The following is a 24,974-nucleotide window of genomic DNA, read 5'->3' as shown; positions in this document are numbered from 1 at the left end:
TATTACGTTCGTCCCCCACGGACGGACGGATGCCAGAAGGTGACGGCCCGCTCCGCGAGCGCCACGAGACCATAAAAGCCGGAGCCGGCGAGTGCTGCGACCGCGATTTCGGCCCAGACCATATCGACATTGCTGCGGCCCATTTCCGCCGAGATGCGGAAACCCATGCCGACGATGGGCGTGCCGAAAAATTCCGCGACGATGGCGCCGATCAGCGCCAGCGTGGAATTGATCTTCAGCGCGTTGAAGATGAAGGGCCAGGCGGCGGGCAGGCGCAGTTTCACCAATGTCTGCCACCAGCCGGCGGCATAGGTGCGCATCAGGTCGCGCTCCATGTGGCTGGAGGCGGCAAGCCCCTGAACCGTGTTCACCAGCATGGGGAAGAAGGTCATGATGACGACGACGGCGACTTTCGACTGCCAGTCAAAGCCGAACCACATGACCATGATCGGCGCGATGCCGACGACAGGCAGAGCCGAGACGAAATTGCCGATGGGCAGCAGCCCGCGCTGGAGGAAAGGCGAGCGGTCGATGAGAATGGCGACGGCAAAGCCGAGGCCGCAGCCGAGCACATAACCCGTCAGCACCGATTTGATGAAGGTCTGGCGGAAATCCGCCCAGAGGATCGGCAGGGAGCCGGCAAGCCGTGCGAGGATGGCGCTTGGGGCCGGCAGCAGGATGGGCGGCACGGAAAAACCGCGCACCACGCCTTCCCACAGCGCGAGGATGGCCAGCCCGAAGAGGAGCGGCACGGCGATGCGGCCAATACGCTTTGCCGCTGGCGTGGAGACGTGGCGGCGCACCAGCCACTCGTTGAAGGCCCAGGCGGCAAGCCAGAACAGGATCGCGCCGAAAAACCAGCCGGGATGGGTCATGGTCGGGCTCCCATTCTCTTGAGGACGGCGGCATGGGCGATGCCGATGATGGATACGAGAAGGGCAGCCACACCGGCGGCCATGAACAGCGCCGCCCATATCTGCACCGTCTGGCCGTAATAGGAGCCGGAAAGCAGGCGCGCGCCGAGCCCGGCAACAGCGCCTGTCGGCAATTCACCAACGATGGCGCCGACCAGCGCAATGGCGACGGCGATCTTCAGCGAGGTGAAGAGATAGGGCAGCGCGGAGGGCCAGCGCAGCTTCCAGAAAATCTGGCCAGGCGAGGCATTATAGGTGTGCATCAGGTCGAGCTGGATCGTCTCCGGGCTTCTGAGGCCCTTCACCATGCCGACGACGATGGGGAAGAAGGAAAGATAGGTGGAGATCAGCGCCTTCGGCAGCAGCCCGGAAATGCCGATGGAATTCAACACGACGATGATCATCGGCGCGACGGCAAGGATCGGGATGGTCTGGCTGGCGATGATCCACGGCATGACGGAGCGGTCCATGGCGCGGTTATGCACGATGGCGACGGCCAGCAGGATGCCGAGCGCAGCACCGATGGCGAAACCGAGCAGCGTGGCCGAGAGCGTGACGCCGGCGTGGTAAATGAGGCTGCGCTTGGAGGTGATGGCCTTGTTGACGGTGGTGCCCCACAGTTCGGCGGCAATCTGGTGCGGGGCGGGGAGAACCGGGCGCTCCTGCGCGAAGGTTTGCGGCAGGAGTTCGAAGAAGCCCGGCGTTTGACCGGCGCGGGTGGCCTGATCGCGGGCGAAGGGCATGTTGAGGTAGACGACCGCGAGGTGCCAGAGGATGAGGATGGCGAGGAGGACGGTGAGGATGGGGAGGATGCGGTGGCGGAGGAGGGTCATGGGTTTTCGCTCCGCCGCTTACTCCGAGGGTGCGGCTTACCCCCTCTGTCCTGCCGGACATCTCCCCCTCAAGGGGGAGATCGACTCGTGGTTGGGTCTCGGCCATCTCAAAGCTCGAGAATTAAGAGGGGAGTGCGCTTCCTGCCGATCTCCCCCCTTGAGGGGGAGATGCCCGGCAGGGCAGAGGGGGTAAAGCTTGCGATGACCTCACCCCTCATAGCTATGCCCTGCCTTCAACCCCTCACGTACCCGATGCGCAATCGCCAGAAATTCCGGCGTCTCGCGAATCTCGAGCGGCCTTTCCCGTGGCAGCGTCGATGTGATCACATCCGTCACCCGGCCCGGCCGCGGCGACATGACGACGATCTTGGTCGAGAGATAGACCGCTTCGGGAATGGAATGGGTGACGAAGCAGATGGTCTTGCCGGTCGTATCCCAGAGTTTCAGAAGCTGTTCGTTGAGGTGATCGCGCACGATCTCATCCAGCGCGCCGAAGGGTTCGTCCATCAACAGCAGGTCGGCATCGAAGGCGAGTGCGCGGGCGATGGAGGCGCGCTGCTGCATGCCGCCGGAAAGCTGCCATGGATATTTCTTGCCGAACCCATTGAGGTTGACGAGATCGAGCGTGCGCTCAATGCGCTCGCGCTGCTCGGCCTTGGTATAGCCCATGATTTCAAGCGGTAGCGCAATGTTCTTTTCGATGCTGCGCCAGGGATAAAGGGCGGCGGCCTGGAAAACGTAACCGTAAGAGCGGTCCCGGCGGGCGTTTTCCGGCGTCGTGCCGTTGACGGTGATATCGCCGGACGTGTGTTTTTCCAGATCGGCGATGACCCGCAGAAAGGTGGTCTTGCCGCAGCCGGAAGGGCCGATGAAGGAGACGAAATCGCCCTTGCCGACCTCCAGGTCGACATTGGAGAGTGCGTGCACCGGGCCATCGCCCGTTTCAAAGGTAAGGCCGAGATTTCTGGCGGAAACGACGGAATAGGGGGAGGCCTGGTTCATCTGGGCTTGGTTTCGCTTTCCGTCAGGGCCGCGCGCGCCAGCGGCAGCATTTGGGTTTCCGTGAGCCTTGCGATCGTTATGCCGGGGTGGCGGTCGAGATCGAGCCAGCGCACTTCCTCTATTTCCGCCTGCGGGGCGACATTGGCGTGAAGCCTCGCGATGAATGTGTGGGCGACGACGTCGGCCCCCGTCTCATTGGCGGCCTCCTCGCGAAAGACGCCTTCATAACGGGCGGCATTTTCGGGAAGCGTCAGGCCGATTTCCTCGGCAAGTTCGCGGTGAAGCGCCTGTTCCGGCGTTTCGCCGGGATCGATCTTGCCGCCCGGCTGCATGAATTGCGTGGTGCCGCGCTTGCGCACGACAAGCATCTGCCGCCGCTCATTGAGGAGAACGGCTGCGGCGATGACGATTTCGCGTTTCGGCCCGGCGCTCACGGTCATACACCCGATGCCGGGATGCCGCTGCGCTCCACCTTGCGCGGCGCAACGAGTTCCTTCCAGGTGGAAAGCGCCCGGCTGACGGCGGGATAGGGATCGCGGGCGATGAACTGGCCGTGGCCCGGCTGCGTTTCGATGGTGGCCTCCTCGATGCTGACGAGACCGCGCGACAGGGTGTAGCGCGGCAGGCCTTTGACCTTCTGCCCTTCGAACACGTTGTAATCGATGGCCGACTGCTGGCTCGCCGCGCTGATGGTCTTTTCCAGCGCCGGATCCCAGACGACGATATCGGCATCGCTGCCGACGAGGATCGCGCCCTTTCTGGGATAGATGTTCAGGATCTTGGCGATGTTGGTGGAGGTGACGGCGACGAATTCGTTCATCGTCAGCCGGCCGGTCGCCACGCCATGGGTCCAGAGCAGCGGCATGCGATCTTCCAGCCCGCCGGTGCCGTTCGGAATCCTGCGGAAATCGCCAAGGCCGAAGCGTTTCTGCTCGGTGGTGAAGGCGCAATGGTCGGTCGCCACGCATTGCAGCGAGCCGGAGGCGAGGCCCGCCCAGAGGCTGTCCTGATGCTGCCGGTTGCGGAAGGGCGGCGACATCACCCGACGCGCGGCGTGATCCCAGTCGGCATTGGCATATTCGCTTTCATCGAGGATCAGGTGCTGGATCAGCGGTTCGCCATAGACCCGCATGCCGTTTTGCCGGGCGCGGCGGATCGCTTCATGCGCCTGTTCGCAGGAGGTGTGGACGACATAAAGCGGCGCACCCGCCATATCGGCGATGATGATGGCGCGGTTGGTGGCCTCGCCCTCCACCGAGGGCGGGCGGGAGTAGGCATGCGCCTCCGGCCCGACATTGCCTTCCGCCATCAGTTTTTCCTGCATCTGCGCGACGATATCGCCGTTTTCCGCATGCACGAAGGGAATGGCGCCCAGTTCGGCGCAGCGCGAGAAGGAGGCGAACATCTCGTCGTCATTCACCATCAAGGCGCCCTTATAGGCCATGAAGTGCTTGAACGAGTTGATGCCTTTTTCCCGAACCACCGTCTTCATCTCGTTGAAGACCTGCTCGCCCCACCAGGTGACGGCCATGTGGAAGGAATAATCGCAATTGGCGCGGGTCGCCTTGTTGTCCCATCTTTGCAGGGCATCGAGCAACGACTGGCCGGGCTCCGGCAGGCAGAAATCCACCACCATGGTCGTGCCGCCGGCAAGCGCCGCGCGTGTGCCGCTCTCGAAGTCATCGGCGGAATAGGTGCCCATGAAGGGCATTTCCAGGTGCACATGCGGATCGATGCCGCCGGGCATGACATAACATCCGGTGGCATCGAGTACCGTGCCGCCGCTCAGATCGGGCCCGATCTCGGCGATCCTGCCGCCTTCGATCTTCACATCGGCCTTATAGGTGAGGTCGGCGGTGACGATGGTGCCGTTCTTGATGATGGTGGCGGTCATTCCACGATCTCCGCAGTCTCAAGCACCGCATGTAGCAGCACATCGCAGCCGGCGGCGGCCCATTCCGGCGAAATCTCCTCGGCTTCGTTGTGGGAAAGCCCGTCCACGCAGGGGCAGAAGATCATGGTGGAGGGGGCGACTCTTGCCGTCCAGCAGGCATCGTGGCCGGCGCCGGAAATGATGTCCATGTGGCTGTAGCCGAGTTTTTCGGCGGCAGAGCGCACGCGGCCGACCAGAACGGGATCAAAGGTGACGGGATCGAAATGGCCGATGGCTTCGATCGAGCAGCCGACGCCGAGTTCTTCGGCGATCTGCGGCACCTCGCGCTCGAAGATGGCGCGCATGCTGTCGAGTTTTGCCTGTGAGGGGGTTCTGAGGTCGATGGTGAAGACCACCTTGCCGGGCAGCACGTTGCGGGAATTGGGTGTGAAGATCATCTGGCCGACGCCGGCCACCGCGCCCGGCTGGTGGGCCATGGCCACTTCCTGCACCTTTTCGAGAATGCGGGCGGCAGCTAAGCCGGCATTGACGCGCATGGCCATCGGGGTGGAGCCGGTATGGGCTTCCTTGCCGGTCAGCGTCACTTCCAGCCACCACAGGCCCTGGCAATGGGTGACGACGCCGATCTGTTTGCCTTCCGCTTCCAGGATCGGCCCCTGTTCGATGTGATATTCGAAATAGGCGTGCATTTTGCGCGCGCCCACCTCTTCCTCGCCCAGCCAGCCGATGCGCTTCAGCTCTTCGCCATAGGTCTTGCCGTCGGTATCAGTGCGGCTATAGGCATAATCGAGATCGTGAATGCCGGCGAAGACGCCGGAGGCCAGCATGGCCGGGGCAAAGCGCGCGCCTTCCTCGTTTGACCAGTTGGTGACGGTGATCGGGTGTTTGGTCTTGATATTGAGGTCGTTCAGGCTGCGCACCACCTCCAGCCCGGCCAGCACACCGAGCACGCCATCGAACTTGCCGCCGGTCGGCTGGGTGTCGAGGTGGCTGCCGATATAAACGGGAAGCGCGTCCGGGTCCTCGCCTGGGCGGGTGGCGAACATGGTGCCCATGCGGTCGACGCCCATCGTCAGCCCGGCCGCTTCACACCAGCGCTGGAACAGGCTGCGGCCTTCCGCATCCTCATCCGTCAGCGTGCGGCGATTATTGCCGCCGGCAATGCCGGGGCCGATCTTCGCCATATCCATCAGACTGTCCCACAGACGGTCGCCATTGACCGTCAAGTTCTTACCCGCCGCCATGAAGTGTCGTCCTCACCTGTTTTGTTTTTATCGAAGCAAAGCTTGTGCCGTTCCCTTTTTTGCCGGTTAAGATAACAGCCATTGCCTTGTGATGGCGATGGGGGATAAATTGACCGGCTGGTAAACATTGCAAATTCGCCATGGCGTCAGCAAGGGATTTTCGTGACGAATCGCAGTAATTTTGCCTAAACTGTACGCGGCGATTATTTTTTAAGCATACTGTAACGGCAATTGCATCGAAAAGAAACAGAGAGCTGAGAATGGCCATACCGCGAGCAGCAAAAACACAGAAGCGGACCCGCATTCAGGAAGAAAAGCAGGAGGCGATTCTCGAGGCTGCGCTCAGTGTATTCTCCATCAACGGCTTTCGCGGCTCCACCATCGACCAGATTGCCGAGGCGGCCGGCATGTCGAAGCCGAATGTGCTTTATTATTTCCGTACCAAGGAGGCGATGCATCGCGCGCTGATCGAGCGGGTGCTAGACACATGGCTTGACCCGCTGCGCGCCTTCGATGCCAAGGGCAATCCCGAAAGCGAGATCCGCTCCTATATTCGTCGCAAGCTGGAAATGTCGCGCGATTTCCCGCGCGAAAGCCGCCTGTTCGCCAATGAAATCCTGCAGGGCGCGCCGCATATCGAGGACGAGCTGAAGGGGCCGCTGAAACAACTGGTGGATGAAAAGGCCGAGGTCATCCGCGCCTGGGTGAAGGCGGGGCGGATGGCCAAATGCGATCCCTATCACCTGATTTTCTCGATCTGGTCGACCACGCAGCATTATGCGGATTTCGATGTGCAGGTGCGGGCGGTGCTGGGTGAGAAGAATGGCGGTGAAGGCCGTTTCGAGGATGCGGCCCGGCATCTGGAGCAGCTTTTCATGGGCGGATTGCGCATAAACGGCTGAACGGAACCATTCTCTCGAATATGTGATCGATTCTTTATGTCAAAACATGAGGAAAATTATCACCTTTATACTTTACTCCAAAACTCATCTTTATTATGGTGCCGGCATCCCCAACGTCGGGGCATTGAAAAATCAACCGGCAGGTGAGGGAATGGCACGCAAGGAAAAGAAGAAGGCCGAACGCGGCGGCAAGCAGGGCAAGGGCGCTCCCCAGACCGAGCGGGACGTGGCCGAACAGCAGCTTTCCGGTCCGAAAAGCTTTCTTTATGTCGGCGGCCGTGACTGTCAGGTTGCGCATCTTCGCCAGATCGCCAGCAATTTCGGCGCGGAGCTCATTCATCACGATGGCGGCCTGCGTGAGGCCGTCTCGCGCATCGATACCGTGCTTCCCTCCGTCGACTGCGTTTTCTGCCCCATCGACTGTATCAGCCACGATGCGTGTCTGCGGGTGAAGTCCGGTTGCAAGAAATTCGGCAAGACGTTCATTCCGCTGCGCAACGGCAGCAAATCCAGTCTGGAGCGGGCGCTGCAGACCATGAATGAACGGAACTCGAACGATGAGCGACGAGCGCAATAATTTTAAGGATGGGGTGCCAGCGGCGGCGGAAGCCTGCCGTGTGGAACTGCACAAGATGGCCGAACAGGCCGCCGATCCGGCTTTGCTGGACATCTATGAAATCATCGGTGAACGCGAAAGGCGCAATCGCCTTGCCGGAAGCGGCGGCAATGTCGTGAACTTTCCCTATCTGCGCACCCGCCAGCCCGGTGAAACGCCGTCCTTCGAAATCGGCGCGGCGGCCGAAGAGGGCCGCAATATCCTGTCGTTTCGCTGGACGCGGCGTAAGGGCTAAAGCTTAGCCCTTCGGCCTTAGAAATGCTCCGGCGCAAAGCACCAGCCATCCGGCAATCATGCCGAGGCCGCCCGTGGGTGCGGCGTAGGGAAACAGGTTGTGGCCGGAAAAATGGCGGGTGACGAGATCACCGACAAAGATCGCCGTGCCGAGGCCGAGGATCAGGCCTGCGGGAATGGCGGTTCTGATGCGATCCGCGCCGATATGAAGCGCCACAAGCACCGGCGCATGTGCCAGCGCCATGGCCGAAGCATTGCCGAGCATATAGGTTTCGCCGGTATGGGTGGCGGCGGCTGCGAGCATCACGCCGGCCGCGCCCGTGAGGCCGCCCAGCAACAGAATAAAGGCCCGCAATCTTTCGCGGGGCAGGCTTGCGATGGTCGCGCTCTGCGTGGTCATTGGCTGTCCGCCTCCTGGTTCTGCATGTGAAAGGCCAGCCGCTCGACCGGCGTCCAGATGATCTCGCGCAACTTCGGATTGTCGATGGTCTCGTCCATGGCGCGGCGGAAGCAGAGCAGCCATTCATCTCGCTCGGCGGGGCCGATAGGGGCGACGAAGTGGCGGCGGCGGAGCATCGGGTGGCCGTGTTTCTCGACATAGACGGGCGGTCCGCCAAGATATCCCGTCAGATAATCGTAAAACTTCGCCTCGCTGCCGGAAAGATCGGCGGGATGGATGGCGCGGCAGCGCGCCGCTTCGGGAAGGGTGTCCATCAATTCATAGAAACGCCGGGTCAGCGCCCTGACGGTCGCATCGCCACCGATCGCTTCATAAAGGGTAATGGTCTCGCCGCTCATAATCCGCCTCTTGTGGCCCTCCGGTCCTTATCGCTCCATGGAGCCGGAAGAGCAACAGGGCACGGGCGGGGTGCGACATTTGCGACACTGTGCGACGACGCCTCGGCTGTCGTCTCAAAGTCGGAATGCCGACACGATTCGGATTGCTGACGAGTGCTTTGAAACTCGACGTCATCCTCGGGTCAAGCCCGAGGATGACGGAGGACAGCTTCAGACAACCAGTGACGCTTCAATGTGAAGTTACGGATCGCATGGGAAATGGCATGCGTTCCGCTTATATCATCTCACGTGCGCGCTCCACTCACCCAAAATTGCGGATGAGATCGAGCCCCTTGTTCAGAAGCGTTTCGGCCTCATCCTGATTGGCGGCCTCGACATAACAGCGCATTTCGGGAGCGTTGCCGGAAGGGCGGAAATGGATGGTGCTGCCGTCGGTCAGCGCCACGCGCAGGCCGTCTATGTCGCTGAGCGTCTTCACCGCGCCGACCGGGGCGAGGAAGGTTTCGAGATTGCTGCGGGAGGCGCGCAGATGCGCCATCAGGGCGGCGCTCTTTTCCTGCGCGAAGTTCTCCAGACGGTCGGCGGCGGCAACCGGCAGCCTGTAGGCGGCTGCGATTTGCGATAGGGGTTTTTTCTGATCGGCGGACAGAAGCAACACGGCGAGGACAGGCAGGAAGCTGTCACGGGTCGGCAGCGGCGAAAGCGGCCTGCCGTTGAGGGTGAAGGCGGAGGCGGTCAACAGGCCGCCATTGGCCTCAAACCCCATGACGCCGTTCTTTCCCTCGGCAAGCGCCTCACCCATGCCGGCGATCACGAAAGGCGAGCCGACCTTGGTGCGGACAACTTCGAACGAACCGCTTGCTTCGATACCGGAATTGGAGGTGACGGGGGTGACGACCACGCCCGCATCGAGAAAATTGGCTGTGATGAGCCCGATCAGGTCGCCGCGCAGCGGCACGCCGTTTTCATCGGCGAGCAGGGGACGGTCACCGTCGCCATCGGCGGAAACGATGGCGTCCAGACCGTGTTGCGGCGCCCATTCTTTGAGAAGCGCCAGCGTTTCCGGTGAGACCGCCTCGGTATCGACGGGAATGAAGGTCTCGGAGCGGCCGAGCGGCACGACATCTGCGCCATAATGGGCGAGAACATCGACGAAGAGATCGCGCGCAACCGTGCTGTGCTGATAAACGCCGATCTTCAGGCCCGACAGCGCCTTTTCCGGCAGCAGCGCGATATTGCGCTCGTAGAAAAGTTCGGCGGCGATTGCGGAATGATCCTCTGCCGTTGCGGCCTCGTCGCTGATACCTTCAGCCTCAACCTTGGCTGCGAGTGCGGCAATCGCCGTTTCGTCTTGCTTGTCGATTTCGCCGTCGGGACGATAGAACTTGATGCCGTTGCGGTCGGCCGGAATATGCGAGCCGGTGATCATCAGGGCTCCGGCCTTGAGGGAGAGTCCGTAAAGCGCCAGCGCCGGCGTCGGCACCGTGCCGCAATCAAGCGGTGTCAGGCCGGCCTTTTTCAGCGCGGCGATGCAGGTTGCTGACACATCCGGGCTCGAATCGCGAAAATCGCGGGCCACAAGAATGGGGTCTCCCGCCTTTGCCTGGCCCGATGCGAGAAGGTGTCTTGCAAATGCCGTGGCATAGACGGCAGAGGCTTTTCCTTTCAGATCGACAGAGAGGCCGCGAAGGCCGCTCGTTCCAAATTTCAGGCTCATGCCAAACTCCGTTTCGATAAAATCTTTGAGGTTCAAATGGATAATGTAAAAATATAACGCCTGAAAGAACCGTATCGATCCATTCAAGTCAATCGTCTCTTTCATGGTGGTCGCGAATAGGCAATGATGGTGGGCATGAGGCGGGTAACCTAAAATTCACCCGTCATATTTAAACTTGCCCGTTGATAGCGGCCTTGGCGACGGTGAAAACAATCCGTTGCCGGCCTTTTTGTGGTTCGTTCGAGTTGGATTGGCTGATGTACAGGCTTCAAAAGGCGGGACATAAGCAGGCACGTCCGCTGGATGAAAAAGCGGGGCCCGCCGCCAGACCCCATGGTTCCCTGCTGGACGATCTGGCGGACGAGGACGAGGTTTTCGAACGCACGGTGCTGAAAGAGCATCTCGAGCCGAAGCCGGCGGCCGCCATTGCCGAACCAGCTCCGGCTGCGCAATCCGTCAATGCGACCTCGCCGAGCGCCAGTCTGGCGAATGCGCTGCCAGGTCTGAAATATATCGACAGGATCGGCCTGGACGATGTGCTCATCTGGCTGCGAAACGGCATTGTGTGGATCGTGCTTGCGATCATTCTCTGCGTCGCCGCGTCACTTTCCTATGCCTATATGACACCGCCGCGCTACACGGCCTATACGGATATCGTCGTCAACCCCTCCAACCTCAACGTCGTCAGCGACGGGGTGTTCTCCCCGAACCAGCAACGCGACACCCAGATTCTCGAGGTGGAGAGCAAGCTGCGCACCATTACCTCGCGCAATGTGCTGGCGCGGGTGGTGGATGAGCTGAAGCTTGACCAGGATGCCGAATTCATCAAGCCGCCGCCGCTTGCGCGGTTGAAGGCGATTTTTTCATCGAAACCGGAGGATGGCGACAACAGGGTCGGCGCGCTTCGTTCGCTCGGAGACCGGGTGGCGGCGGAACGCGATCCACGTTCCTTCGTGGTGACGCTTTCGGTCTGGACCAATGACGCGGAAAAGTCCGTCATGGTCTCGAAAGCCATCGTCAAGGCTTTCGAAAGCGAGCTGTTCCAGACGACGTCCGACAGCAGCCAGCGCATCGTCGATGATCTGAGGACCAGGCTGGAGGAAATGCGTGAGAACGTGACTGTGGCCGAAAAGCGCGTCGCGGATTTCCGCCGCGAAAACGGCCTGCAGGAAAATAACGGCCAGCTGGTCAGCAATCTTGCATCCGGTGAGTTGAATGCGCAGGTGCTGGCGGCGCAGCAGCGTGTCATTCAGGAGGAGTCACGCCTCAAGCAGATGGAGGCGGCGATTGCGCAGAACCGCACGCAGAGCGACGCCATCTTCGACAGCCAGACCATGAACACCATCCGCGCACAATACAGCACCCTGCAGCAGCAGATCGGCGCGATGACGCTGACCTATGGCGCGCGCCATCCCCGTCTGGCGACGGCGGGGGCGGAACGCGACATGCTGGAGCGCGGCATGGCGGACGAGGCGCGGCGCATTTTGCAGGCGGCCAAGACCAATGTCGCCGAGGCCCGTTCCTCGCTCGACGCTCTCAGGCTGAAAGCCGTGGCGGAGCGCGCCAATGTCTTTACCGACAACGAGGCGCAGGTGCGGCTGCGCGATCTGGAACGCGACGCCAATTCGGCCGCGGCGATCTACGAGACCTATCTCAACCGCTCGCGGCAGATCGCCGAGCAGCAGACGATCGATGCCACCAATGTGCGGGTGATTTCGCAGCCGGTGGCCCCCAATTCCAGAAGCTGGCCGCCGGGCAAGCTGATCTTCCTGATCGCCGGCGGCGTGGGCGGTCTGTTCCTCGGTCTTGGCATTGCCATAGCGCTCGGGCTTCTGGGTTATCTGCGCCGCAAGGATCATGCGGACATCGCGGCGCGCTAGCTCCAGTGGGAGCGGCCGGGTCCGATTATTCCTCGGAAATCAGGCCGTCATAAACCTCGAGCAGGGCAGCGGCGATGGCAGCGCCCAGTGCATTGCCCGCATCACGGATGCCAGCCTCGTCGCCGTCACGGACGGAGACGGCAAGATCGGACGCTTCGTTTGCGACGATTTCTTTCGCCCGCTCTATCGCCCAAAGGCCGAAATCGCCGCGGTTGTCGATCGATATGGTTTCCATGGCCGGGACCTTTCCTCTGGTTTGGTTTCGTCGTCCCTTAACCCATCGGTAGCAAAACCGGAATAGGACGGAGAGGGAATGGCACGGGTAACTCAACCTTCAGGCGTATAAATTGCTTGCCTCAAGCTCAGGATTTATAAAAATATTAATGATAGTTCTTCGTAGTGTTTGAAGCCTTATGGCCTAGCATCTGCGTGAATATAACAATGAAACGATGCCTATCTTGGACACCGGACAGAATATGACAGGGAGAGACATCCCGGATTCGGAAGGACCTGGCACAATCTGGCCGGTCATTCCGCTTGCGGCTTTGCCCATCACTGACGCGACGATCGACGAGACGGCACAGGATTTCATCCTGCGCGCGGAAGGCGAGCGCGCGGCCGGCTCAAGGCCGTTCTATTCGACCTCGGCGAATGGCCAGGTGATCGCGCTCTGCCATCAGGACAAGGAATTCGACGCCATGCTGCGGCAGGCGGACCAGATTCATGCCGATGGCATGTCGCTGGTGATCTTTTCCCGCAAATTCTGCACCACGGCGCTACGGGAACGCGTCGCGACCACGGATCTCGTTCATGCGGTGGCCCGCCGGGCCGAAGAGACGGGTACGCGGTTTTATTTCCTCGGCGGCTCCGAAGACGTGAACCGCGCCGCGGTTGAGGAAATGCAGAGGCTCTATCCGCGTCTGGTCTTCTCGGGTCGGCGCAACGGTTATTTCAAGCGGGATGAAGAGCAGGCGATCCTCGCCGATATCGCCGCATCACGGACGGATATTCTCTGGGTTGGCTTCGGCATACCGCTGGAGCAACGTTTCGTTTCGCGCAATCTCGACGGGCTCTCCGGCATCGCGGTGATAAAGACCTGTGGTGGCCTGTTCGACTTTCTCGCTGGCAAGAACAGCAGGGCGCCGCAATGGATGCAGGATATGGGGCTGGAATGGCTCTACAGGGCCATGCTCGAGCCGAAACGTCTCGGCAAGCGTTATCTGCTGACCAATCCGATCGCCATTTATTCACTGCTGAAACATCGCTATAGCGCTTCCGGTCAGAACCGGTAGGGTCTTGCCGCGGCAAGGTCTCACGCTGCTCCCGCCTCCCGCACCTTACTTAAGGCCATTCTAACTTATTGAATGAATGCGTCCCCGTGCCGAAATTCGTTGCAACTGCGCGCAACGGCGCTACATTAGGCGGATATTAGAAATTTATTCGAATCAGAGATATTTGAGGACAGCGATGGTTATTACGTCCGTTTCTCTTTTCATATATGGAATTGGTACCGTTACCTCTCTCGCCATGACCTATATAGAAGGCGCCCGCCGTGACAGGGATTGGGACCTTTATCGGGTCACCGGTATCATCCTTTGCTTCTTCTGGCCGGTTCTGGTGCCGCTTCTCATTCTCGCGGCTGTGTTTTCGTCATTCGGCTTCCAGAAACGGCATTTGAATCCTGTCTCGCTGCACAGGGAAAAAACCCTGAGCTGAGACTTGCGAGCCGAGATTGGCGCTGCGGACGGAACTCGTCCGTTTCAGGCCTTTTTCGCCGGCGCCTTGTAGGGGGTCAGCGTAATGCCGAGGCTTGCCAGCACACGGCCGATGGACATGAGCGGCGGATGGGTGGCGGGCAGCAGCGATCCGGTTTTAAAGAATGCGGAAACGGCGCGGACCACTGAAAGACATAGGCTGACGGCGTTTTTGGCGGTTAGCAGCAGCCCGCCCTTCAGGCCGGGGCGTCGGGCGCGGTCAATGCTGTAGTTGATGATGCCCGTCCTGAGCGAGCGCTCCATGATCCAGCGCGGCGCCATGCGGTTTTCCGGCACATATTCGATGATGAGGGCTTGGGCATTCCAAGCAAATTTGAAACCGGCCTTGCGGCAGCGGGTGAAGAAATCCATGTCGCCGCCGCCGAGGAAATTGAATTGCACGTCGAATTCCGGTTTTGCCAGCGTTTCGAAAACACGTCTGGAGATCAGGCAATTGCCCGATCCGTGAATCTGATCGACCGGGCCGGTTGGGGATTCGATGGAGCCGAATAATGGATGCGACAGAACCGCCTTGGATGCGGGTGCGTCGAATTCGCGGTTGACCGGACCGCCGACGATATCAGCGCCGAAAGACCTTGCAGCCGAGACCATCTCGGCGAGCCAGACCGGGGAGGCCGCCTCGTCGTCGTCGATCATCAGGAACCACTCAGCGGAAGGGTAACTCTGCCGGGCGGTGCGGAATGCGGTGTTGATGGCGTAACAATTGCCCTGTGTCGGCTCCACCAGAGCCTGACCCGTCACTTCATTTTCGGCAAAGAAGGAGCGCGCAACGGCAAGGCCTGCCTGGCCTGCGCCATCATTGTCGACCACGACGATGGCGAAGGGAAAATCGACCTTCTGGGCCAAAAGCGACGCCAATGTCTTCCGCAAGCCTTCGGGCCTGCGGAAACTGGGAATGCACACCACCGCTTCCGGCATGATTTCGGACATGGAAACTCCTAAATACCGGCAAGCGCTGCGGCGGAAAAAACGACGGCCCTGAGGCTTTGGCGCGGGCGATTGAGGAATGTATCGGCAAGCGCCGAAACGGCCTCGCGATAACGGCGGGCGCGAAAGGCCTGCGCCACCGTATAGGCATTCATGTGGTTTTCGGATTTGCGACGCAGCCGCCTCAGTTCCTGCGGCGCTATGGCGGCGACGATGGCAGGGTCGGAAAACACCGCCTCGATCGCCGGTTCACAATCCCGGAACGTCAGGAGACGGTTCATCATCACGCTTGTCCTGTGCACCCGGTAGTCGAGAACATGCTGGCCCGGCAGATAGACGAAGCGGCCGGCGGCGGCCAGCCTGCACCAGCCATACCAGTCTTCCGCGTAGCGCAACGTCTCGTCAAAACCGCCGAAATCCTGAAAGATGCGGGTTCGGACCAGCATGATGCCGCCATTGACGATGAAGTTTCCGCCCAAAAGCGGCTGCAGGATGAAACCATCAGGCTTCTCCCGCCGGCGGATGAGATTGCGCCGGCCGATCTTGGCGCCATTTTCGTCTATACGCTCGTAGTCGCCATAAACCGCAACGACATCCGGTCCGGAGACACCGGCGCCAAGGGCGGCGATGGCGCCCGCTTTCAGGCGGTCGTCGGCATCGAGAAACATCGTCCACTCGCCGCGCGCCTGCGAAAGACCGAAATTGCGCACGGCGGAAACGCCCTGCCTTCCCTGGGGTCGGGCCAGCAGTTTGACGCGCGGATCGGAGAAACCTTGCACCTTCTGCGCCGTTGCGTCGGTGGAGCCGTCATCGACGACCAGCACTTCGCAAACGGTTTCGCCCTGGAACAACACGCTTTCGATCGCTTCCACGATGTAACGCTCACCGTTGCGAACGGGAATGACAATCGAGACGGAAACCAAGACTTTAAACTCCATGGGGCGTGGGCCAAGAATTCGCACAGCGAAGTTACTACCCGATTAAGCGGGCTTGCGCCAATTATGACGTGGTATAGCGTCAGTTAACCTTGCAAATCTTTAATATCCTTTTGGCATGATTGAGATGTTATGTTTTGAGAATTAGAGCGCCCTGCGTCCCTCCGGATGTATCAGGACGCTCTGAAACTTTTGATCTGCGTATCGTTCCTGTCGAGGATCCAGTCCGATTTTCGACCGATGCGCCGGGGTTGCGGAGGCGGGTAAATGCGGATCGGGCGACGGAATTTTCTCGGTGGTGCGGCATGTGTCGGCCTGTTGCATGGCATGGCCGGCCAGGGATTTGCCGCGCAGAAGAAAGCGCCGGTTAAAACAGCTCCCTATGGCGCGGCCGTTTATCTTCCTGACCTTACCGCCGATAGCCGTATCGGCGAGGCGGTGGTCAAATATTGCTCACGCATCACCCCCGTTACCGAGATGAAATGGGAGGTCATGCGACCTTCCGAAGAAGTGTTCGATTTTGCCGCCGCCGATGCGCTCGCCAATTTTGCGCGCCAGCACAATCTTTCCATGCACGGCCATCCGCTCATCTGGTACGCCTCCAACGCGCCCTGGCTCGCCGGCGTCCGCGGTGCGAAGGTCGAGAAGCTGATGGAAACGCACATCGTCAAGGTGATGGAGCGCTACAAGGATGTGATCCATAGCTGGGATGTGGTCAATGAGCCGATCCCCGACGTGCCCGGCAATGTCCGTTCGCGGCGCGACGCCTGGTATTACGGCGCGGGTCCGGACGCGATCAAAAAGGCCTTCGAGATCGCCCATGCCGTCGATCCGAAAGCCCAGCTGGTCCTCAACGAATATGATGTGGAATTTTCGGTCGAAAAATCGCCGGCCAAGCGGGGGGCCTTCCGTAACCTCATTCTCGAACTGCTCGAGAAGGGCGCGCCCATCAACGCCGTTGGCCTGCAGGGGCATCTGCGCGGCGGCTGGCCCATCGCCAAGGACGAGCTTGCCGCCTTTACCAAGGAAATGCGCAGTTACGGTCTTGCCGTTCTGGTGACGGAACTGGATGTGATGGACCAGACGCTGCCCGCGCCGGAAGCCGAACGTGACATGCTGATAAACCAACAGGTCCGTGATTTTCTCGAAGCGGCTTCAGAAGGCGGGCCGCTTTCCTCCATCACCACATGGGGCATTTCGGACCAATATACTTGGATCCGCTGGGCTTACCCGCGCCGGGACGGCACCGTGAACCGGCCGCTGCCGCTGGACTGGAGCTTCAACGAAAAGCCGATGATGGCCGTCATCAATGAATTCCGGAACCGTGGTGCATGACTATGAGTGCTGAAATGCCGCTTCCTCCCGTACAAAAGGCGCTGCAAATCAATCTTCATCCCTTCGATGCGCCGCATGCCGCCCTTACCCTTCCGCATCAGCTGCGGGTCTGGGGCGGGCAGGTGGATCGCATTCTCCTGACGGTCGATACCGGCCAGGTGGGGGCAGGGCGTTACAAGGGCAATGGCTTTGCGGCGGCGAGCAAACGTCTGTTCGACATGCTGGAGGAAATGCAGACCAATTATCCGCATCTCCATGTGGATGTCGTCGACTACAGCGATGCTGCGCGACATGCCGTGACGGAGACGTTCTTTTCGCGCTCGCCGATCCCCTATCCCGCCAAGGCCTTCGACGGCGGCCCTTTCCATGTCTATTTCCACGGTCTGAAACGCGCCAATGCCCGTTATGTGATGCATATGGACAGCGACATGATGTTTGGTGGCGGCAGCCAGAGCTGGTTCGATGAAGCCATTGCGCTTCAGAAAGCCAATCCGGACGCGCTCTGCATCACGCCCTTTTCCGGGCCGCCGACCGTGCGCGGCGATCTCGATGTTTCGCGCCATGTCGGCATGCCGGGGGTGCGGAACATTCCCGAACCGCGCAAGCTGCCGTCACGCATTCCCACATGGCGCTTTGCCACCGTTTCCACCCGTCTTTTCATGATCGACATGGACCGTTTCGCAAAGCGTATCGGTTCGCTCGAATTGCTGAGGCCGGATGTCAAACGGCGTATCCGTTCCTATGCCTATAACCAGCAACCGGTCTCGATGCCCGCCGAAGAGGTGCTGAGCACCAATATGATGCGCGTCGGCGTTCACCGGCTGGATTTTCTCGGCACCACAAAGGGCATGTATTCGCTGCACCCGCCCTATCGCTCGCCTGAATTTTACGCGGCGCTGGGCTCCATTGTCGAGCGTATCGAAAAGGGCGATATTCCCGAAGGCCAGCTTGGCGATTTCGACATCAACGGATCGATGGTGGACTGGACGAGCGCGCTTGCCGCCAAGACGCGCTCCAAACGTTATGCGAAGGCGCTGCGCCATCTGTTCTCGGCGAATGTGCAGCGTTTTACCAAGGCCTAAACCGGGCACTTCATCATCGGCGCGGAGGCGCAGGCCTCAATAGTCGGTGATGAGCTTGCTCCAGCTCTCCGAACTCAGCCCGCCAATATAGATATCGCCGGCAAGCGCCCTTTCCCTCAGCGCTTCGTCCCGGGTGGCCATGCAGAAATAACCGCGATGACGGAACGTCATGTGGTTCTGGCGGTAAAGCGCGTTCATGAGAAAGGGCTGTGACATGCCCGTGACATGGGCATAGCCCTGATCGTCGAAATGCCGGAACAGGGCGTTGAGCACGTCGTTTTCGCGGCCGGCGTCGCAGACAAGGTTCAGCACATAGGCGGTCCGTCCCGCCTGTCCGAAGAACAGGGCAGCGCCGATGGCCTGGCCTTCGGCGTTTTCAATCGCGACGCTGCTCAATTCGCCGAGCGTGTCGTTGGCTCTGCTCATTTCTATCAGCCAGTGGAATTCCCCGTGGGACCATTCCGGGCGAACGGAAAAGCGCTCGATCATCGTCAGCGCCGTGCAGCGGAACGTTTCGAAATCCACCGGTCTCACTTTGGTGCCGGCGACCTCCTGCGGTCTGATGCCTTTTTTCCATGTGCGCAGGATGCGGTCGGCAAAGCCAAGCACCATCAGAGCGGGCGTGGATTTGGCCAGCTGCGAACGACGGGGCATGCCCAGCGCTATGGCGCAGAAAGGCTTCAGCGCCTTGTGCCATTGCAGACTTTCCATCGGCAGCATATTGCCGCCGATCGCGATCCAATGATCGGCACTGACGGGGGAAGCGGTGTCCGAAAACAGCATATCGTGTTTCGTCGCCCGCATGCCGCGGGACAGGCGCGCGGCTCCAAGCGCCCCGAGTTTTCCTTTCGACGCGAAAGCGCACAGCAATCTCGCCGTTATGGTTTCTCCGTTCGCGACAAATCGCATGGGTATGGCAAGGATGACGCTTGTGACCCCGTTTTCGCCCGCGTCGTAGACGACGCTGCCGTGATCAGGGTGAAAGGCGGGGCTGCCAAAAAACAATGTCTCGATGTAAGAACGGAAGTCGAAGCTTCCTTCACGTCCGGTCTTCTTGAAAGCGCTATCGAGCACGACCTCGACGGCCGGGACGTCCTCCCTGAGCATGGGGCGAACACCGGTTGCACCCGTCTGAACCGGGCGTTGTGTTGACTGATCGTTGTTGCTATCGTCCATATTGGTGTGTATCGGAACGTCCACCTTAGGTTTCCAGCCCTTTGCGTTTATGAAATCAACAAGCCAAAGATATATCGTTAGTTGTTAATATACGCTAAACAGAGTTTCGGATTATTACTTTAGTATATTCGTAATACAGCAAAATGTCGTCGCCGTTAAACAGAGGCAGGCGACCTCTTTCAGTGGCCTGTGTTTATCAAACAATAGGGAAATCAGCAACTTAAATTTGGAAGATGAAGATGGATCACGATGGAAATTCTATGTATTTCCATATGATTACTTTCAAGTATCGTCTTCGGCTCCGTTCTTTCGGGGCAGGGACAGATCGCGTAAATACTATTCTTCCGTGTATTATGTATAACTAAAAAATAGGATTTTGGCGGGATATTCATATTATCGAAATGACGCATCGGTCACGATGCGGGCAGGCATGGAAAAAGGAAGAGAAAAACCCCTTATGGATGCAGCGCACGAACAGCAGGGGCGTGGCTACTGGCGGGACGTCCTGTTTTATGTGACGTTCCTTTATTTCACGGTCGGCTTTTTGCCCTATGTCTCGCTCTCGTCGACCTATATGGGGTCCGCAATGGCGGCCGGATCCAACCTGCTCAACCAGCTCACCGCCATCATTCTGCTGTTCAGTTTCGTGGCGTTCATGGCAAAGGAACGCTCTTTCTCCATCATCTTCACGCCGCGTCTGCTCATGGTGGCGATTTTCGGCTGGTATGTATTCACCTCGCTGGTGGGCGAAGCGCCGATGTTTTCGCTGCGGCGGCTGTTCATGTGCGCGATCATCTGCGTGCTCGCCGACTGCTTTTTACAGCTGCCGCGCACGGAACGCCACTTCGCCACGCTGCTTGCCACCTGCACGATCATCATCCTGTTCCTGTGCTATTTCGGCGTCGTTGTCCTGCCTTCACGGTCTATCCATCAGGCGAGCGACGCGCTGGAGCCGCTTCTGGCGGGTAACTGGCGCGGGGTTTTCCGGCACAAGAACGAGGCCGCCTCCGTCATGACGGTGCTGATCATCGTTGCGATTTATCTCTGCAAGCGCTGGTCCTTTGTCGGCGGCTTGGCCCTGTTGCTGCTATCGCTGGTCTTTCTGGTCAAGTCGGGCGGCAAGACAGCGCTCGGCCTGTTGCCGATCATTATCGCGACGGGCTGGTTCATCATGCGCTGGCCCCGCTGGCGCTACGCGGTGGTGACCCTGCTTCTCGCCGTCTTCGCCGTGATTATCGTCGGCACCACGGTCGATCCGGTCTTTTCGCAGATGCTGACGAAAATGAAGATCGACGCAACCTTCACCGGGAGAACCGACATCTGGACCGTCGCCATCGATTATATCCGCCAAAGCCCGTTCATCGGTTATGGCTACCAGGCGTTCTGGCGAAGCGACGCGTTGATGACGAGTTTCACCGAGAACAATACCTGGGCGACGACGGCGCCGGATTCGCACAATGGCTATTTCGACCTTCTGCTTGCGGGCGGTGTGCCGGGCCTGGTGCTGGTGCTGATGTGGCTTTATCTGCTGCCGCTCCACTATCTCGGCAAAATGGATGACGCCACGCGCAACAGTCCTTTGACGAGGCTTTATGTCGGTGTGTGGCTCTATGTGCTGCTCTTCGGTTTTCTGGAAACGATTTTTTTCCTCAGTACGGGTTTCGTCTGGTTTTTCCTCGTCGTTGCCGTGATGGGTCTGCGTTTGCAGGCGAATGCCAGCCTCGTCGAGGATGAGGCGGAGCTGGAGCCGGCCCCGACTGCTGCGGGGGCGGATATGGTGCCCGAACATATTCGGCACCAGCCATCCCAGGCCATCCACCCCAGATGATATTTCGACGGCGCGGCTGCATCTGAAGCCGGTGCTTCATTTCCCATGGCTGGATTTCGGGCTGCCTGCACATTGCGCGCGGCTTCGCCAGCCTTTGCAGAATGGCATGCCGTGACGATCCGCAATGCTTCGGGACGGGGAAGCAGCCTCTGTTTTCCATTTTGCTGGGTCATATTTTTTCCGCCCGCCGGGGCATGAAGGAATTATAAAGTTTTTAATCATAATGATTTTGCAGGGCAATGAATTGAGGCGTGGGTGGAAACCCGTTGCTGCACTCTTTTCCCTGAAAACTTGGCTCGGCATTTCAGCTTGCTGGCGATAGTGCCGCACGGCCGGGGGAGAGTGGTCCGCCATTATTTGGAGGGCGGGGCAGGTTGTCTTCGGCGCATGTTTGATGCGGCCGCGACCAAAGCCGATGAGCGGCTTACCGAAGCCTTGATGATCGAGGTGTTCGACGTGCAATGTAAGTCTTGCCGAACACCTCCGGCACGGGGAAGGAGCGGTTTTTCATTGACGTGAGGTTTTCCGTGTCTTTTCTTCAAAATGCCAGCATCCGCACCAAGATCCTGTCGCTCATTCTGCCGCTCTGTATTGTCGGCCTCGGCGCCACCGCGTTCATGTCCAGCCGCTTCAAGGAAGCGGACACGGCCTATTCGTTCTTCATCGCCAATGATAATGCCGGTCTGGTGGAGCTTTCGCGTGCCAACCGAAACCTCGCTGCGGTGGCTTATGGCGCCTATCAGGTGATGGCCTATGATGCGAACGGCCCGGATATAAAGGTTGCCAGGGAATTCTACACCGAAAGCAAACGGCTTTTGGCGGTGCGTCTGAACAATGTCAAAGCGGCTTTCCCGAAAGAAGCGGCGACCATTGACGGTTTCATCGCCAAATCGCAGGAGATCGTCGCAGTCACCGACAAGGCCGTGGAATTCGGCGTCGCCGATCGCAATGCGGAAGCGGCGGCGGAGATGCTGAAGGCCGATAACTCCATTCGTCCGACAGCCAATGATATGGCGGCGTTTCTGGACAAGCTGGCCAAGGGCGTCATCAAGGGAAGTGACGATCTGACGGACAAGACCAATTCGACGATCCTGACGTCACTGGCAGTGATTGGGGTTGTTTTCTCAATCGGCATTATTCTTACGCTGTTCGTCGCATCCCGCGGCATTACGGCGCCCATCGCCCGCCTGCGCGGACGCATGGTGTCGCTCGCCGCCGGCGAGACGTCAGCCGAGATCGACGGCACCAGCCGCAAGGACGAAGTTGGCCAGATGGCAAAAGCCGTTCAGGTGTTCCGCGAAAGCGCCATCGAGCGCATTCGTCTGGAACAGGAAACCGAAGCCAATCGCAGCCTGTCGGAAAAAGAGCGCATCGAGCGCGAGCAACAGAAGGCAAGGGAAGCGGCCGACGTCAAATTCGCCGTCGACAATCTGGCCGCCGGTCTCTCGAAGCTTTCGAAAGGCGATGTTTCCTACCGCATCGGCCAGCCGTTTACCGCGACGCTCGATGCCGTTCGCAATGATTTCAACATGTCCGCTGAAAAGCTGCAGGCCGCATTGACCAAGGTTGCGCAGAATGCCGGCGGCATTGGTGCTGGTGCCAATGAGATCAAGTCGGCCGCCGACGATCTGGCCAAGCGCACGGAACAGCAGGCTGCGGCCGTGGAAGAAACTGCCGCCGCCCTGGAGGAGATCACCACGACGGTGAGGGATTCCACCAAGCGCGCGCAGGAGGCCGGCCAGATCGTGAGCCGCGCAAAGGCGGGCGCCGAACAGTCGGGCGAAGTGGTGCGCCGCGCCGTGGTCGCCATGGAGCAGATCTCCAAATCAGCCAATGAGATCAGCAACATCATCGGCGTGATCGACGAGATCGCCTTCCAGACCAACCTTCTGGCGCTGAATGCAGGTGTGGAAGCCGCCCGCGCCGGTGAGGCCGGCAAGGGTTTTGCCGTCGTCGCCCAGGAAGTGCGCGAGCTTGCCCAGCGCTCCGCCAATGCGGCCAAGGAAATCAAGGCGCTGATTACCACCTCCAACGATCAGGTACAGCAGGGCGTTCAGCTGGTGGGCGATACCGGCAAGGCGCTGGAAACCATCGTGCTCGAAGTGCAGGAAATCAACCGCCATGTCGTCTCGATCGTGGAATCCGCGCAGGAGCAATCCTCGGGTCTCCAGCAGATTAATACGGCCGTCAACCAGATGGATCAGGACACCCAGAAAAATGCGGCGATGGTGGAGGAAACCAATGCCGCAAGCCACAACCTCGCCAAGGAGGTGGCTTCGCTCAACCAGCTGCTCTCGCAGTTCAGGCTTGCCGATACCGCCTATCAGCAGAGAAGCCAGCCCGCGCCGGTTCGCAGTGCCGGTGGCAACGACAAATATGTGGCATCGCCCGTGCGCGCCCTTGGCCGCAAGATCGCCTCGGCATTCTCGGGCAGTGCCGCGGTCGATACGTCGAAGGACGACTGGCAGGAATTTTAAGACCGTCTGCCAGGATTATAAGATGCCGGTGGAGCTGATCTCTGGCCGGTAACCAGCAAGATGCCGCACAAGACCTGATCTCTTGTGCGGCATGTTGGCATTTTCATGCCTTCCGGCAAGTCTGACCGCTGCATGCGATTGCTTGCCGGCATGGCAGTTTTCGCAGGTCACCTCTTATTACCCTCACGCAGCCTCCGCATCATTTCCATGTTGTTGAGTGACGTCTCCGACGTGGCGCGCATGGTTTCCATGGCGATCAAACCTTGCTGGTCCCGGCGCTGCTGCTGCTGGAGCATGCATTGGGTATAAGACTGCGAACCATAATGCGAACCGAAATTGGCGCATGTGTTTCCGTCCTGGTACAGATTTGCCCGTCGCTGCTCTTCGGGCGACATGCATCCGGTGAGCGCGAGGGTGAGGGCGAGCAGGCCGAGTGTCGTCCGGGTAAGCGTCTTCATTTCAAGATTGGCCATTTGGTTTTTGATCCTTGGTTGTGATTGTTGCTGAAGCCCGCCGCAGGTCGATGACGATGTGGAAGGCGCAGGTGATCGGCAGCGCACCGGGAGTGCGACTTCGTTTTCGTCGAGGGAATGATCAGTGGGTAATGTGGCCGCGACGGCCGCCCGCTCAGATGATGCGGGGAATGATGTATATTGCTTCCAGAACCTCGTAGATCGCGGCAACCGCAAGGGCGAGGATGACAAGGCAATATATATTGGCAAGGGGAACAAGCCCGGCTTTCCAGGCTTCCCAGCGGGTGCTGACCCGATATTCGCTTATCCGTAGAAATGTGCGTCCATGCACATAGGCGCCGAAAGCGGCCAGCACATAGGCCTGCCCCTCGATCAGAAGGGTTATGGAATGGGGTATGAGCATGGCCGTATGGGGGCCGAGGGGTGCGAACATGATGCCCCACAGGATACCGCGATGTAACGTCGCCAATATGCCGATGAAGGGGATGATCAGCGACGGCAAAGTCGTCATGACAAAGGCGACCAACAGGTTGATGATGAAGGTCATGCCCATCGCCTTGGGAAGATTCTGGGTGCCATAGGCTTCGGCGACGGTATTGAAGACACCTGGGCGCAGGTAAGCCTCATCAATACCGGTTTTCAGATAGGCCTGTATCTCAGGCAGCAGCATCGTCATCAGCATCGAGACGGCGAATAGGCCGTAAAAAGCTATATTGAGTGTGAGAAAAGCTCTCCTGTGCTTTCTGATGACGGCGACGGGACCATGTAAGACGTCCATTGGAGGTTCCATTGATTTTCAAGCGAGAGACCGGAACGGCCGTTACGGCCATATGATAGGGCCCATACAGACTATATTGGTCTGTAATGGACCATTTTGGTCTATATGGGATTTTTTTGCCCGTCAAGTCTGGCGCGCTGGCGCTTTTTTCCGG

At 59.5% G+C, this 24,974-nt stretch carries 24 protein-coding genes and 1 pseudogene; 9 read left to right on the top strand and 16 right to left on the bottom strand.

The genetic code is table 11. The features are described from left to right. Positions 1-2: 2 nt before the first annotated feature. The 6 genes from AGR13A_RS11765 to AGR13A_RS11740 form a co-directional block, all read right to left on the bottom strand. A complete protein-coding gene (locus tag AGR13A_RS11765; RefSeq protein ID WP_080835734.1) occupies positions 3-875 on the bottom strand; it encodes an ABC transporter permease in 873 nt (290 codons plus the stop codon). Then, the gene (locus AGR13A_RS11760; protein WP_080835731.1) at positions 872-1,747 is read right to left on the bottom strand and encodes an ABC transporter permease; all 876 of its coding nucleotides are present in this window, start codon (positions 1,745-1,747) and stop codon (positions 872-874) included. Before AGR13A_RS11760 ends, AGR13A_RS11765 begins: the two co-directional genes overlap by 4 nt. 207 nt (positions 1,748-1,954) lie before the next feature. Then, a complete protein-coding gene (locus tag AGR13A_RS11755; RefSeq protein WP_003520586.1) occupies positions 1,955-2,749 on the bottom strand; it encodes an ABC transporter ATP-binding protein in 795 nt (264 codons plus the stop codon). Further along, on the bottom strand, positions 2,746-3,189 hold the full coding sequence (locus tag AGR13A_RS11750) for an NUDIX hydrolase (protein ID WP_167377478.1): 444 nt from the start codon (positions 3,187-3,189) through the stop codon (positions 2,746-2,748). Before AGR13A_RS11750 ends, AGR13A_RS11755 begins: the two co-directional genes overlap by 4 nt. Next, positions 3,186-4,643, bottom strand: coding sequence for a dihydropyrimidinase (gene hydA / locus AGR13A_RS11745; protein WP_080835728.1), 1,458 nt, complete (start codon positions 4,641-4,643; stop codon positions 3,186-3,188). Before hydA ends, AGR13A_RS11750 begins: the two co-directional genes overlap by 4 nt. Beyond that, the gene (locus tag AGR13A_RS11740) at positions 4,640-5,887 is read right to left on the bottom strand and encodes a Zn-dependent hydrolase (protein WP_167377477.1); all 1,248 of its coding nucleotides are present in this window, start codon (positions 5,885-5,887) and stop codon (positions 4,640-4,642) included. The genes hydA and AGR13A_RS11740 overlap by 4 nt, the downstream gene beginning before the upstream one ends. 260 nt (positions 5,888-6,147) lie before the next feature. Here AGR13A_RS11740 and AGR13A_RS11735 point away from each other — a divergent pair, with 260 nt between their 5' ends. From AGR13A_RS11735 to AGR13A_RS11725, 3 genes and pseudogenes are all read left to right on the top strand, one after another. Next, positions 6,148-6,789, top strand: coding sequence for a TetR family transcriptional regulator C-terminal domain-containing protein (locus tag AGR13A_RS11735; protein WP_080835725.1), 642 nt, complete (start codon positions 6,148-6,150; stop codon positions 6,787-6,789). 253 nt (positions 6,790-7,042) lie between these two features. Continuing rightward, positions 7,043-7,366 (top strand): annotated as a pseudogene (locus tag AGR13A_RS11730) (DUF2325 domain-containing protein); the annotation flags it as partial. Beyond that, positions 7,347-7,640, top strand: coding sequence for a hypothetical protein (locus AGR13A_RS11725; protein WP_080835720.1), 294 nt, complete (start codon positions 7,347-7,349; stop codon positions 7,638-7,640). The pseudogene AGR13A_RS11730 and the gene AGR13A_RS11725, both read left to right, overlap by 20 nt. Positions 7,641-7,643: 3 nt before the next feature. Here the strand turns inward: AGR13A_RS11725 and AGR13A_RS11720 are convergent, their stop codons facing one another. From AGR13A_RS11720 to uppO, 3 genes are all read right to left on the bottom strand, one after another. After that, complete coding sequence (locus AGR13A_RS11720) at positions 7,644-8,039, bottom strand: DUF423 domain-containing protein (protein ID WP_080835718.1); 396 nt, start codon at positions 8,037-8,039, stop codon at positions 7,644-7,646. After that, positions 8,036-8,437 carry a group II truncated hemoglobin gene (locus AGR13A_RS11715; RefSeq protein ID WP_080835714.1) on the bottom strand — a complete coding sequence of 134 codons (402 nt, stop codon included), beginning with the start codon at positions 8,435-8,437 and terminating at the stop codon, positions 8,036-8,038. Before AGR13A_RS11715 ends, AGR13A_RS11720 begins: the two co-directional genes overlap by 4 nt. Before the next feature lie 301 nt (positions 8,438-8,738). After that, the gene (gene uppO, locus AGR13A_RS11710; protein ID WP_080836792.1) at positions 8,739-10,154 is read right to left on the bottom strand and encodes a polysaccharide biosynthesis phosphomannomutase UppO; all 1,416 of its coding nucleotides are present in this window, start codon (positions 10,152-10,154) and stop codon (positions 8,739-8,741) included. Between the two features lie 257 nt (positions 10,155-10,411). Between uppO and uppM the strand changes: the two genes are divergently transcribed. Next, a complete protein-coding gene (gene uppM, locus AGR13A_RS11700) occupies positions 10,412-12,034 on the top strand; it encodes a polysaccharide biosynthesis protein UppM (protein WP_145980568.1) in 1,623 nt (540 codons plus the stop codon). A gap of 25 nt (positions 12,035-12,059) precedes the next feature. Here the strand turns inward: uppM and AGR13A_RS24935 are convergent, their stop codons facing one another. Then, complete coding sequence (locus tag AGR13A_RS24935; RefSeq protein ID WP_003491679.1) at positions 12,060-12,269, bottom strand: hypothetical protein; 210 nt, start codon at positions 12,267-12,269, stop codon at positions 12,060-12,062. Positions 12,270-12,525: 256 nt separating this feature from the next. On the opposite strand from AGR13A_RS24935, the gene uppL reads away from it, so the two are divergent. Then, positions 12,526-13,326 carry a polysaccharide biosynthesis UDP-hexose transferase UppL gene (uppL, locus tag AGR13A_RS11690; RefSeq protein WP_035220658.1) on the top strand — a complete coding sequence of 267 codons (801 nt, stop codon included), beginning with the start codon at positions 12,526-12,528 and terminating at the stop codon, positions 13,324-13,326. 468 nt (positions 13,327-13,794) lie between these two features. Here the strand turns inward: uppL and uppJ are convergent, their stop codons facing one another. Together uppJ and uppH are read right to left on the bottom strand one after the other, a co-directional pair. Further along, positions 13,795-14,739 (bottom strand): polysaccharide biosynthesis UDP-hexose transferase UppJ, encoded by a 945-nt coding sequence (gene uppJ, locus AGR13A_RS11680; RefSeq protein WP_035220028.1) that lies wholly within the window; start codon positions 14,737-14,739, stop codon positions 13,795-13,797. Positions 14,740-14,747: 8 nt separating this feature from the next. Beyond that, entirely contained in the window at positions 14,748-15,659 is a 912-nt protein-coding gene (gene uppH / locus AGR13A_RS11675) for a polysaccharide biosynthesis endo-1,4-beta-xylanase UppH (RefSeq protein WP_308384981.1), read from the bottom strand. Positions 15,660-15,938: 279 nt separating this feature from the next. On the opposite strand from uppH, the gene uppI reads away from it, so the two are divergent. Then, complete coding sequence (uppI, locus tag AGR13A_RS11670; RefSeq protein WP_080835711.1) at positions 15,939-17,006, top strand: polysaccharide biosynthesis UDP-hexose transferase UppI; 1,068 nt, start codon at positions 15,939-15,941, stop codon at positions 17,004-17,006. Between the two features lie 2 nt (positions 17,007-17,008). Further along, the gene (uppG, locus tag AGR13A_RS11665; protein ID WP_035220031.1) at positions 17,009-18,088 is read left to right on the top strand and encodes a polysaccharide biosynthesis glycosyltransferase UppG; all 1,080 of its coding nucleotides are present in this window, start codon (positions 17,009-17,011) and stop codon (positions 18,086-18,088) included. A 36-nt stretch (positions 18,089-18,124) separates the two neighbouring features. On the opposite strand, the gene AGR13A_RS11660 is transcribed toward uppG, so the two are convergent. Further along, a complete protein-coding gene (locus AGR13A_RS11660) occupies positions 18,125-19,195 on the bottom strand; it encodes a GNAT family N-acetyltransferase (RefSeq protein WP_167377539.1) in 1,071 nt (356 codons plus the stop codon). Positions 19,196-19,721: 526 nt separating this feature from the next. On the opposite strand from AGR13A_RS11660, the gene uppW reads away from it, so the two are divergent. Further along, a complete protein-coding gene (uppW, locus tag AGR13A_RS11655; RefSeq protein ID WP_167377476.1) occupies positions 19,722-21,092 on the top strand; it encodes a Wzy-type polysaccharide biosynthesis protein UppW in 1,371 nt (456 codons plus the stop codon). Positions 21,093-21,128: 36 nt separating this feature from the next. Here the strand turns inward: uppW and AGR13A_RS25065 are convergent, their stop codons facing one another. Further along, a complete protein-coding gene (locus AGR13A_RS25065) occupies positions 21,129-21,554 on the bottom strand; it encodes a hypothetical protein (RefSeq protein ID WP_208612395.1) in 426 nt (141 codons plus the stop codon). 65 nt (positions 21,555-21,619) lie between these two features. Between AGR13A_RS25065 and AGR13A_RS11650 the strand changes: the two genes are divergently transcribed. Further along, positions 21,620-23,569, top strand: a complete 1,950-nt coding sequence (locus AGR13A_RS11650; protein ID WP_080836788.1) for a methyl-accepting chemotaxis protein — start codon at positions 21,620-21,622, stop codon at positions 23,567-23,569. A gap of 167 nt (positions 23,570-23,736) precedes the next feature. On the opposite strand, the gene AGR13A_RS11645 is transcribed toward AGR13A_RS11650, so the two are convergent. Both AGR13A_RS11645 and AGR13A_RS11640 read right to left on the bottom strand, forming a co-directional pair. Then, complete coding sequence (locus AGR13A_RS11645; RefSeq protein WP_080835704.1) at positions 23,737-24,042, bottom strand: hypothetical protein; 306 nt, start codon at positions 24,040-24,042, stop codon at positions 23,737-23,739. Positions 24,043-24,196: 154 nt separating this feature from the next. Continuing rightward, complete coding sequence (locus AGR13A_RS11640; RefSeq protein WP_080835701.1) at positions 24,197-24,820, bottom strand: stage II sporulation protein M; 624 nt, start codon at positions 24,818-24,820, stop codon at positions 24,197-24,199. Positions 24,821-24,974 lie beyond the last annotated feature (154 nt).

Source organism: Agrobacterium genomosp. 13 str. CFBP 6927, assembly GCA_900012615.1.
In the GTDB taxonomy this organism is placed as follows: domain Bacteria; phylum Pseudomonadota; class Alphaproteobacteria; order Rhizobiales; family Rhizobiaceae; genus Agrobacterium.
Note: the sequence above shows the minus strand (reverse complement) of the source record. Positions and strands in the feature narration are given on the sequence as shown.

Coding starts and splice junctions, on each gene's coding strand:
- AGR13A_RS11765 (WP_080835734.1), bottom strand. CDS start 875: ATGACCCATCCCGGCTGGTTTTTCGGCGCGATCCTGTTCTGGCTTGCC.
- AGR13A_RS11760 (WP_080835731.1), bottom strand. CDS start 1,747: ATGACCCTCCTCCGCCACCGCATCCTCCCCATCCTCACCGTCCTCCTC.
- AGR13A_RS11755 (WP_003520586.1), bottom strand. CDS start 2,749: ATGAACCAGGCCTCCCCCTATTCCGTCGTTTCCGCCAGAAATCTCGGC.
- AGR13A_RS11750 (WP_167377478.1), bottom strand. CDS start 3,189: ATGACCGTGAGCGCCGGGCCGAAACGCGAAATCGTCATCGCCGCAGCC.
- hydA (WP_080835728.1), bottom strand. CDS start 4,643: ATGACCGCCACCATCATCAAGAACGGCACCATCGTCACCGCCGACCTC.
- AGR13A_RS11740 (WP_167377477.1), bottom strand. CDS start 5,887: ATGGCGGCGGGTAAGAACTTGACGGTCAATGGCGACCGTCTGTGGGAC.
- AGR13A_RS11735 (WP_080835725.1), top strand. CDS start 6,148: ATGGCCATACCGCGAGCAGCAAAAACACAGAAGCGGACCCGCATTCAG.
- AGR13A_RS11725 (WP_080835720.1), top strand. CDS start 7,347: ATGAGCGACGAGCGCAATAATTTTAAGGATGGGGTGCCAGCGGCGGCG.
- AGR13A_RS11720 (WP_080835718.1), bottom strand. CDS start 8,039: ATGACCACGCAGAGCGCGACCATCGCAAGCCTGCCCCGCGAAAGATTG.
- AGR13A_RS11715 (WP_080835714.1), bottom strand. CDS start 8,437: ATGAGCGGCGAGACCATTACCCTTTATGAAGCGATCGGTGGCGATGCG.
- uppO (WP_080836792.1), bottom strand. CDS start 10,154: ATGAGCCTGAAATTTGGAACGAGCGGCCTTCGCGGCCTCTCTGTCGAT.
- uppM (WP_145980568.1), top strand. CDS start 10,412: ATGTACAGGCTTCAAAAGGCGGGACATAAGCAGGCACGTCCGCTGGAT.
- AGR13A_RS24935 (WP_003491679.1), bottom strand. CDS start 12,269: ATGGAAACCATATCGATCGACAACCGCGGCGATTTCGGCCTTTGGGCG.
- uppJ (WP_035220028.1), bottom strand. CDS start 14,739: ATGTCCGAAATCATGCCGGAAGCGGTGGTGTGCATTCCCAGTTTCCGC.
- uppI (WP_080835711.1), top strand. CDS start 15,939: ATGCGGATCGGGCGACGGAATTTTCTCGGTGGTGCGGCATGTGTCGGC.
- uppG (WP_035220031.1), top strand. CDS start 17,009: ATGAGTGCTGAAATGCCGCTTCCTCCCGTACAAAAGGCGCTGCAAATC.
- AGR13A_RS11660 (WP_167377539.1), bottom strand. CDS start 19,195: ATGCTCAGGGAGGACGTCCCGGCCGTCGAGGTCGTGCTCGATAGCGCT.
- uppW (WP_167377476.1), top strand. CDS start 19,722: ATGGATGCAGCGCACGAACAGCAGGGGCGTGGCTACTGGCGGGACGTC.
- AGR13A_RS11645 (WP_080835704.1), bottom strand. CDS start 24,042: ATGGCCAATCTTGAAATGAAGACGCTTACCCGGACGACACTCGGCCTG.
- AGR13A_RS11640 (WP_080835701.1), bottom strand. CDS start 24,820: ATGGACGTCTTACATGGTCCCGTCGCCGTCATCAGAAAGCACAGGAGA.